The organism is Sporomusa sp., assembly GCF_035561255.1.
Taxonomy (GTDB): Bacteria; Bacillota; Negativicutes; order Sporomusales; family Sporomusaceae; genus Sporomusa.
In genome coordinates, this window is the sequence record NZ_DATMXX010000312.1 from 1 (window position 1) to 9626 (window position 9626).

General features: G+C 46.4%; 8 protein-coding genes and 1 pseudogene. All 9 read right to left on the reverse strand.

The features are described from left to right. A pseudogene (locus VN379_RS16970) lies at positions 1-210 on the reverse strand (2-oxoacid:acceptor oxidoreductase subunit alpha); the annotation flags it as partial. A 29-nt stretch (positions 211-239) separates the two neighbouring features. Continuing rightward, positions 240-425, reverse strand: a complete 186-nt coding sequence (locus tag VN379_RS16975) for a 4Fe-4S binding protein (protein WP_325535968.1) — start codon at positions 423-425, stop codon at positions 240-242. Between the two features lie 35 nt (positions 426-460). Then, positions 461-1837: an FAD-binding oxidoreductase gene (locus VN379_RS16980; RefSeq protein WP_325535969.1), complete on the reverse strand. Its 1377-nt coding sequence runs from the start codon at positions 1835-1837 to the stop codon at positions 461-463. Positions 1838-1849: 12 nt separating this feature from the next. After that, positions 1850-3118 (reverse strand): (Fe-S)-binding protein, encoded by a 1269-nt coding sequence (locus VN379_RS16985; RefSeq protein ID WP_325535970.1) that lies wholly within the window; start codon positions 3116-3118, stop codon positions 1850-1852. A 20-nt stretch (positions 3119-3138) separates the two neighbouring features. Next, positions 3139-4281 (reverse strand): FAD-binding oxidoreductase, encoded by a 1143-nt coding sequence (locus tag VN379_RS16990; RefSeq protein ID WP_325535972.1) that lies wholly within the window; start codon positions 4279-4281, stop codon positions 3139-3141. Between the two features lie 318 nt (positions 4282-4599). After that, complete coding sequence (serA, locus tag VN379_RS16995; RefSeq protein ID WP_325535975.1) at positions 4600-6180, reverse strand: phosphoglycerate dehydrogenase; 1581 nt, start codon at positions 6178-6180, stop codon at positions 4600-4602. An 80-nt stretch (positions 6181-6260) separates the two neighbouring features. Next, positions 6261-6437 carry a hypothetical protein gene (locus VN379_RS17000; protein WP_325535977.1) on the reverse strand — a complete coding sequence of 59 codons (177 nt, stop codon included), beginning with the start codon at positions 6435-6437 and terminating at the stop codon, positions 6261-6263. A gap of 175 nt (positions 6438-6612) precedes the next feature. Continuing rightward, a complete protein-coding gene (locus VN379_RS17005) occupies positions 6613-7431 on the reverse strand; it encodes a DMT family transporter (RefSeq protein ID WP_325526385.1) in 819 nt (272 codons plus the stop codon). Between the two features lie 63 nt (positions 7432-7494). Further along, positions 7495-9552, reverse strand: a complete 2058-nt coding sequence (locus VN379_RS17010; RefSeq protein WP_325526386.1) for a SpoIIE family protein phosphatase — start codon at positions 9550-9552, stop codon at positions 7495-7497. Positions 9553-9626 lie beyond the last annotated feature (74 nt).

Genomic DNA, 9626 nt, shown 5'->3' on the forward strand with positions numbered 1-9626 from the left:
TGTCAAAGCCGCGCCGATCGTTGCTGCCATCCCGGCAATCTCATCTTCCATTTGAATAAAAGTACCCCCGACCTGCGGCAAACGTTTCGCCAATAGCTCAGCAACCTCAGTGGACGGTGTTATGGGATAGCCGGCGAAAAACCTGGCTCCGGCGGCAAGCGCGCCTTCTGCACAAGCATGATTCCCCTGCATAAGTACTGCTTTGGCCATGAATACATTCCTCCGTTTATTTAACTTATTTACTTATCAGCAGTTACAAAAATTGCATAGTCAGGACATCTTAATTCACATTGCCCACAAGCCACACAATCCTCCGCCTGGGCAACCTCTATCTTAGCAAGATCATCAAGCTTTAGCACCTTTTTGGGACAGAACTCAACACATATGCCACAGCCTTTACAAAAACGGGGCTTAGTCTTCAGCATTTTCTTTCACTCCCTATACATCAAATTAAACACTTTTAGGCATTAAACAACTTACCCGGGTTTAATAACCCCTGTGGGTCAACAATCTTTTTAAGTTTTTGCCCTACAACGAAACCAGTTTCTCCTGTCTCCCATTTCAAGAATGGTGCTTTCATATAACCGATACCGTGTTCACCTGACAGAGTGCCGCCAAGGTCAAGTGCTGCTTTAAAGAGTTCCTCCACCGCTTGCTCTACTCGTTCCATTTCTTCATGGTTGTGTTTATTACTCAAAATATTCGGGTGAAGATTACCGTCACCGGCATGACCAAAAATAACCATCTTTAACTCATATTTCTGAGCTATCTCACGCAGCCGGCGAACCATAGCCGGAATTTGGCTGCGAGGAACAGTGGCGTCTTCAGAGATTTTTGTTGGATTAATCTTGCCGCAGGCCGGCGAAATAGCCTTACGGGCACGCCACAGTTTATCAATATCCTCAGGTGTCGAGGCTGCCTGAATCTCAGTTGCGCCACATTTTTTACACACTTTGACAACATGTTCGGCCTGTTTGACTATCGACGCCGCACTCCCATCAACCTCAATCAGCAGGATGGCCTCTGCACTTACCGGCAGTCCTACGTTGAGAAAGTCCTCTACCGCGCAAATAGTCTGATTATCCATAATCTCCAGTGTAGTAGGAATCGTCCCTGAGGCAATCATATCGCTAACAGTGCGGGCTGCGTCGTCTAAGCTGTTAAAAATCGCAAGCAGGGTTTGTTTGGCACTCGGTTTGTCGACTAATCTCAGATAGGCCTTAGTCACAATGCCTAAGGTACCTTCTGAACCAACCAGGAGCATCCCCCAGTCGGGGCCAGCCATCTCACTGTCGAATCGATTACCCACTTCAACGATGCTGCCATCTGATAAGACTACCTCCAGCCCTAACACATAGTCCCTGGTAATACCATACTTTACCCCCCGGGGACCACCCGCGCATTCGGCTATATTGCCACCCATGGTTGAGGTTTTGGCACTAGCCGGGTCAGGCGGATAAAAAAGTCCGGCCTGGTTTACGGCATTCACAAAATCCTCGGTTATAACCCCGGTCTCGACCACAGCCACCCGGTTTGCTGTATCAATCTCAATAATCTTGTTGAGTCGTGTTAAAACAAGGCTAATTCCGCCTTTTACGGGAACTGAACCCCCTGATAAGCCTGTGGCCGCCCCCCTGGCAGTTACCGGAATATTATACTGCCCGGCTAATTTAACTATGGCAACCACATCATCCACGCTGCCGGGTTTAACGACCACATCTGGCGGGAAGTCCCGGAAAGTGGCATCAAAAGAATAACAAATCCGGTCTTCCAACTGATCCATAACATATTGATGACCAAGCAGGCGTTTTAATGCGGCGATTATTTGCTGATCCAACTTTCTCACCCCCTATTCCAGGCCGTAAGCCTTGGCAATGATCTCGGCAGTATGCAATACCTGCATGCTGCTCTGTCGCTGTCCCAGTCCGTCAGTTATATGCATACGGCAGGCTGAACAGCCTGTGGCCAGAATGCTGGCCCCTGTCTTTTCGGCATTGTCCAGCTTCCAGTCATTGATGGTCCGGGAAACGTCGTAATAGGCCATACTGAAAGTCCCGCCTGCTCCGCAGCACTTGGCAGCGTCTTTCATCTCCGCAAATTCCACTCCCGGAATTGCTTTTAATAGCTGTCGCGGTTCTTTTGCTACCCCCATCCCTCTGACAAGATGGCAAGGATCATGGTAAGTAATCTTAGCCCGTACTTCCCGCAGGTCTTGCTTGATTCCCCTGTCAACAACAAATTCAGTAATATCTTTCACTTTCCCGGAAAGCAGTTCCCAGGATTTTTTAATCTCCGGGTCTTCAATAATTGAACCGTATTCATGCTTTAAGGCTGCCCCGCAAGATGCACAACCGGTTATAATCATGTCATAATTGCCGGCTGCCAGTATTTTCACATTTTCCTCAGCCAGATATCGCCCTACCTGGTAGTCGCCTGAGGTAAAAGCCGGTGTCCCGCAACAGCTTTGCCTGGCAGGAATAACTACCTCGACATCGTGTGCCTTAAGAATTTGGACGATCGCCTCTCCCGCCGCCGGGTAGACATAATTGAGCATACAGCCTGTATAAAACGCGACCCGTGCGGTAGGCGAAGCTACCCGGTTAGTCTCGGGTAATCGCGTCCTCAGCGGCGCTGTCGACAACGGAGGAATAACCCGCCGCTGGCTAAGCCCGGCACCCGGCATAGGAATACGGGCTAGTTTGCCCCTGCCGTCAGAGGCATTTTTAAATACAACATTCTGAAAGCGCGCACCCAGTTTGAGGCCTATGTCAAATAGTTTGCGATAGGTAAGTCCGGTAAAAGCCAGCTTCTTAGCCAAAGGTAAGCCGTTTTTATCAGCTAAAGCACGCCTTGCACTTAAAAACAGTTCATCTGTTCTCACGCCTGATGGGCAGCCGGGTACACAGGCTTTGCATAATAGACATTTTGACATTCTGGTTTGCAATTCGGGAGTAAGCTCTAATTTCCCTTCACTAACTGCCTCCAACAACTTAACTTTACCTCTGGCAGTAGTGTTCTCGTTATCTGAGGCTTGAAATACCGGACAAATTGAGCGGCAAGTCCCACAGCGAATGCACTTAACAAGTTGTTTTTGCCACTGAGCATAATTATTCTCCATTTGTTTCACCCCCTGCGAAGTCAGCGATTTAATATCTTTTTAGGATCAAAAGCTGCTTTTGCCCGCTGCTCAAGCTCGGCCAGAACACCACTCCCACGCTTACCTGTAATCCGATCATATTTTCCAGAGGAGATCCCCCCAGCTTCAGTAATGGCTTTTGTAACCGCATCGATAAAGCCGGCCTCAGGCTCTGGCGCTGCCAAAGCAATATTCAGCTTGCCTTCTGCCAGTTGACCAAACAGACCTGCTTGGACACAACGGTTCCTGGAAATTGCGCAAAATGCTTTTATGAATTCCTCCTGACGGGTAAAAGCTATTTTAAATTCATCTGTCAGCACATACTTATCACCTGGCTGATAGAGCATGCTCCACTTTATTGCCGTCTGCCCGCAGCCGTCAGAAGCCTCCTGGATTGTCCCGCTATGTTTCTCTAGCAGAGCAATTGCACTTTGGGATTGTTCAGATGCCTCTTCATATAAACCATCAAACTCCATCATGATAAGCTGTCCTTGCACATCAGCTGTGAATATGCTTTGCACACTAAGATCACTCCATAGTAAGTAGGCAGGAACTACGCGGCTATCTTTCAAATCTTTTACAAAAGCCAACAGTTGCTCTAACTCGGTAAATGTGGCGGCTAGGCCCTTACGGGTCTCTGGCAAAGGCAGCAGCTTCAGCAAAAATTTTGCGGTAATGCCATAATCTGTGTAGGGAGCGTTAAAAAAGCGGGTAAAATCATAACCGGTCACATTCTTAACCGTTTTTCCCCCTGTTTTTAATACCTCGCCTGTAGGTAATACAATCTCTGACCCCATAAGAAAATGCTTTGTGTATCCATACTTTAAACTTGATATATTGGAACAGCCTTCATAAAATAATTGCCCTATTGTTTTATCATGGTAAAACGGGGTATCGGCCGGGATGAAGCGCAGTCCTTGTTCAGCCAACTGTTCGGCAAGCTTCCCCAGTTTGACACCAGGATTGACTGTTGCAACAAGGTTAGCAGCATCAATCTCAATAATTTTATTTAACTTCGACAAATCAATAGTTAGGCCCTCATTATTGCCTTTCCGGTAGACATATATCGGACGTCCGGTATCAAATGATGTCCGAACCACGTGCTGCAACTCCTCGATAGACTGAGGTGACACAGATTGGCTCACGTAACTTCCTCCTTCAGAAACTATATCTAACACTATACTAGTTGCTGATCGGCAATTACAACAGGTATTTACGACCAAGCGCAAAAATCGGCTGACGAACCCATTGTATCTGTCAACAGAAACTGCTTTCCGCAAACAGAAAACCTAAGCATAATACCCAAATAAAAAAGTTTTATACATCTGATTATGTAAAAAAAACACTCATTTCGAGTGCTTTTTCTACATCCAGCCGTACCGTCTAAGGCGGCAGCCCTGTACGTCTTCACATCAAGCATCGGCCCGCCTTAGACGATGGATCCTTCCATTTACCATATAAGCTTATATTTTCACAGAACGAACTTTTAGAATTCCTTCTATTCCACCAAGAAAATTCAAAGTCTCTTTGGATACTTCCGAATCAACAGTCAGAACCATCATCGCCCGCTGATCAGTAGCCTTCCGCCCAAGCTGCATTGTAGCAATATTGACTTTACCGGCACCCAATAAGGTTCCCATTTGCCCAACAACACCTGGTTTATCCATGTTTTCCGCAATCAGCATATATGGCATAGGGTTGACATCAAATTCATATCCATTGATTTCAAGAATTCTTTGCTCGCCTTTGCCAAATGTTGTTCCGCTAATAGTAAACACTTTGCCTTTTGACCAAACCTTAAGTGTAATCAACGTCAGATAATTATCCACTGTAGATTCTTTGCTTTCGGTTACTGTGACGCCTCTGCTTTTTGCAATAAGATTTGCATTGACATAATTAACACGTTCCTTAAGTACAGGCTCAAAAAGACCTTTCAATATAGCGAGTGAGATCACTGAAGTCTCAAGTGTTGCTACCTCGCCCCGATACAAGATCTCTACTTTATCAACTGCTTCTTTTTCCAATTGGTAGTACATCTTGCCTAATGTCTCACCTAATTTTAAATATGCTTTAATGGTATCCAGATCCTGGGTATGCAGAGTAGGCAGGTTGACAGCATTGGGCACCATTTCTCCCCTTAGCGCGGAGACTACCTCCTGGGCTACTGTTATACCGACATTATCCTGAGCCTCTACCGTATCTGCACCGGCGTGAGGTGTTACGACCACATTATCGAACTCAAGCAGCGGTGAAGTGGCATGAGGTTCCCCTTCCAAAACATCGATACCAGCTCGCTTGACAATCTTTGCTTTGAGGGCTTCAATAAGCGCTTCCTCGTTTACGATTCCGGCCCGGGCACAGTTAATGACAGTAAGACCCTTTTTAGCAAATTTAAATTGCTCTTTACCAATTATGCCATAGGTCTCCTCTGTTTTCGGGGTGTGTACGGTAAGGATATCGCATTCACTCATCAGGTCTTCCAGTTTTTCTTTTTTCTCAACACCAAGGTTTTTAAACCGGCTATCACTGATATAGGGGTCATAAGCGATTATACTCATGCCAAACGACTTTAAACGTGTTGCCACTAAAGATCCGATCCGTCCCAGTCCTACGATACCTGCTGTTTTACCCTGAAGCTCCATACCTTTAAGACCAGAGCGATCCCAAACCCGTTCCTTAAGCCGGTCATGGAGCTGAGGTATATTACGGCAGGTTGCAAACAGCAGTCCCAGGGTAAGTTCTGCTGCCGAAACGACGTTGGATTCTGGTGTATTAACAACAATAATACCGCGTTTAGTGGCTCCCTCCATGTCAATGTTATCCACACCATTACCGGCACGTCCCACCACTTTTAGGCGAGTGGCTTTTTGATATAACTCTTCATTGACTTTGGTATTACTGCGTACAATAAGGGCCTCATAATCCCCAATAACCTCCAGCAGCTCTTGTCGTGTCAAACTAGTCTTTATATCAACTACGGCTCCTTCTTCAGTGAGTTTTTCAAGCCCTTTTTGTGCAATCTGTTCAGAAACTAATACTTTCATAATCTTACCTCCATTTTTAATTCTACAATTATATACTCGCCTGCGGTCAAAAATACATGTTCGGCAAAATAAAAAAAGTCCTAGTCCCAATAGGGACGAGAACTTTCCCGCGTTGCCACCCATGTTGCCTTCCGGCCAACTTTAGCCGCTATAATGGGCGGATCCCGTTCTGATTCCTCACCAGTCACTCCCAGGCGGAACCATTCTGTTCGGTGTAACGGCTCGCACCAACCGCCGTCTCTCTGAACACCTTCCATTAGGCTTCCTGATCATCATGTATGATATAAACTTGTTATCATTATAATGTGTTCGCAAGTACAAGTCAAGTGTCTTTTTCAGGAGCAGTTATTGTACAACATTAACATCTACTTAGCTATATTTACAGAAAAAGTGCCAAGCTAATCACTAATCACCTTGGTACATAACCCCAGGTTAGCCACTGGTGGCTGCCTGTGACTTAATAGCAGGTATAATGTAGCGGGCAGCGATAGCCAGCAAAATAACACTGCCGCCGATTAGTGACCAAAGACCAGGCCCTTCACCCAGGAGCAAAAATACCCACAGCGGATTGAGGATTGGTTCGATCATAGTAATGATCGAGGCTTCGAGGGCGGTTACATATTTTATAGCTATAGAATACAGGACATAGGATAAACCAATCTGGATACATCCAAGCGCTACAATAGCCGTCCAGCCGCCAACCCCGGGTGAACCCTCAAACATAAACGGTAAGCCGCATAAAAAAGTCAGCACATTGCCCAACAAAACAGACCCGAAAGGGGATCCCTCCTTCTGCAGGCGCATCGACACTGCCATAACTGCCATCGACATCCCACTGACGATAGCCAGCAGGTTTCCGGCAAGTCCTCCTGCCGACATTTGATCCTGAAAAAACAGCACCATTCCGCCGCCAACAAAACTAATTGTCACCAAATCATACAAACCGGGTTTTTCATTTAAAAATATAACCCCAAGGATTGCAACAAAGATCGGACAAGTATATTGCAACAAAATAACATTAGCGGCAGTGGTCAGCTTGTTTGCTGAAACGAAGGTCAGCATCATGACAGCATAGGCCACTCCCCCATAAAACGATGCTTTGTTCCAACAGACCGGCGAATGGCGGAAGGCCGCCCAAATAACGATAGCCGCAATAGCACTTCTAGCACCGGCAATCGCCATTGGATTCCATTCAATCCACTTAATTCCAATCCCACTGGTACTCCACAACACGGCAGTGACTGCAAGCAAAAAGATACCTCGCAAACGCTCTGAAAACTTAAAACTCTGTAGCCAGTTCAATATAACACCTACCTATATTTCTTCGCTAAATCCTTTACAGATCTCAATACACATCACGGTTGCATCATCTCGCCAAACACCATCTCCGGCTAATTGTGCAGCAGCTTCCACCAAATCCGAAAAGACCATTCCCCCGGGAAATTCACGCCCCTCAACAAGCAGATCTGCTATTCCGTCACTATAAAAGCAAAAACAGTCACCGCTACGCAAGGGGAGAGTATGTACCTCGAATTGCGCCTGTTCACTAACCCCGAGAAACCAGCCTGGTGTTTTTATACGCCCGGTAACAGCAACAGAGTCAATATAGAATTCGGTAATTCCGGCTGCTGTATAACGAAGCTCACCCTGCTCCAAATCCACCTCAAAACAAAAGGCAGCAACCAGCAAATCATCTTTAAAATAGCGAGCTACCCTGCGATTAAGTTCCCCCATAATATCAGACAGCGAATAATTCATATGTACAATTTCCTGTATCATAACATTTATCGCTGCTGTTTGCAGCGCGGTCGCCAGGCCATGCCCGGTGACGTCAATAAGATAACCAAACAGGACAGCATTTTCTTTAATCCAATGATAGCTGCAAAAATCACCACTAACCAGCATGTACGGTTTATAAATAGTTTTCAGTCGCAACGGTGGCTGCTCAATATCTTCCGGTAGCATTGCTTGTTGTCCGCGGCCTGCTTTAGCCAGTTCAGCGTATAATTTCTCGCGCATTTCGTACTCAGCAGTTGTTTTCTTTGCCAATTGCTGCGTTCGCTCAGCCACTCTAAGCTCCAGATTTGTGACCAAATCTGTCAGCTGGCGGGCCATTTTATTAAAGGAGCGGCTAAGTTCCCCTAACTCATCTTGACGTTCTATGTCAGGTACCGGCAGTAGCCGTCCTTCAGCAAGTTCGCGGGCGGCACTGTTAAGTCTTAGAATGGGTCTCACAACCCATCCCGATGTCCACACAGCCATAAAGAATACCGCCATAATAACCACTAAGGTTACGAGCACAGTGCGGTATACAGCTTTATGTATATCACCCAAAAAATCATCGCTTGCAAGCACAATATAGATATTCCAGTCGAGGCCACCCTCTTTAAATTGCCGTGCATCTACCAGATAAGAATGATCTTCCAGATTAAACTCATATGAGCCACTTGCCGCTTGGTCAGACAGCGTCTTCGCAGCCTGCTGCAGCACCTGATTACTGGAGTCTATAGCCCGGATTCTTTCATTTTGTCCTTCCCGGAACGGGCTGGATAAAGCAGATGCAGCCACCAGAAACCCCTGGGAATCGGTAATAAATACCTGACCAGAAGGACCGATCGGCAACCCTCGCAGCATCTCACCCAACCAGGATAAGAGGTAGTCTACCCCAAATACCCCTATCAGGCGCCCCTCTGCATTAAATATTGGATGAGTCGCAGTAATAGTCGGTTCAAGAAAAATAAAGTGACGGTAAATGCCACTGAAAGTCGGCCCGCCAGCACGCTGGGCTGCCTCATACCACGGCCGCGTACGTGGGTCAAAACTCCGGAAAACCTCCTGGCGGTCGACAGCTTCACCTTTCTCCGAGACTGTATAGTACCACGAGTCGCCACCAGTCTCCCGATTGTTCCGGACTACCTGAACTTCACCTGACATCTTACGCCTGGCTCCATAAAAGGTCCCATCAGCCAGTCCCACAAAGGTCATGGCAGCATCAGGAAAAGCCCGGATATTATTGAAGAAATACCTTTCACGTATACCTTGATCGGAAAGGTCCAGCAAACCCATACGCCATGCCTCAGCGTTCAGACGGTTGAGCCGTACCGGTTCCCGCATATGGCGGTCCAATTGCTCGTGTACCCGCTCGAGGACCTCCTGACGCATTTGTTTCATCAACGATTCTATCGCTTCTTGACCGCCATAGAAAAGAATAGAAACAATCAAAGAAGACGCTAAGAGAAATTGAACCATAAATGGCAAAGAAAACACTAGCCGTAGCGGAAATCTTTGAATTGTATGTTGCGTAAAATGAGAAAACAATGATTTAACAACAGGTTCATCCGCCATTTTTCGACTATGCTTATTACTCAACACTCTTACACATCCTTGCAGTAAGGCACCTATTCACATATAAAACTCTATATTTTTATATTATAGCACCACTAACC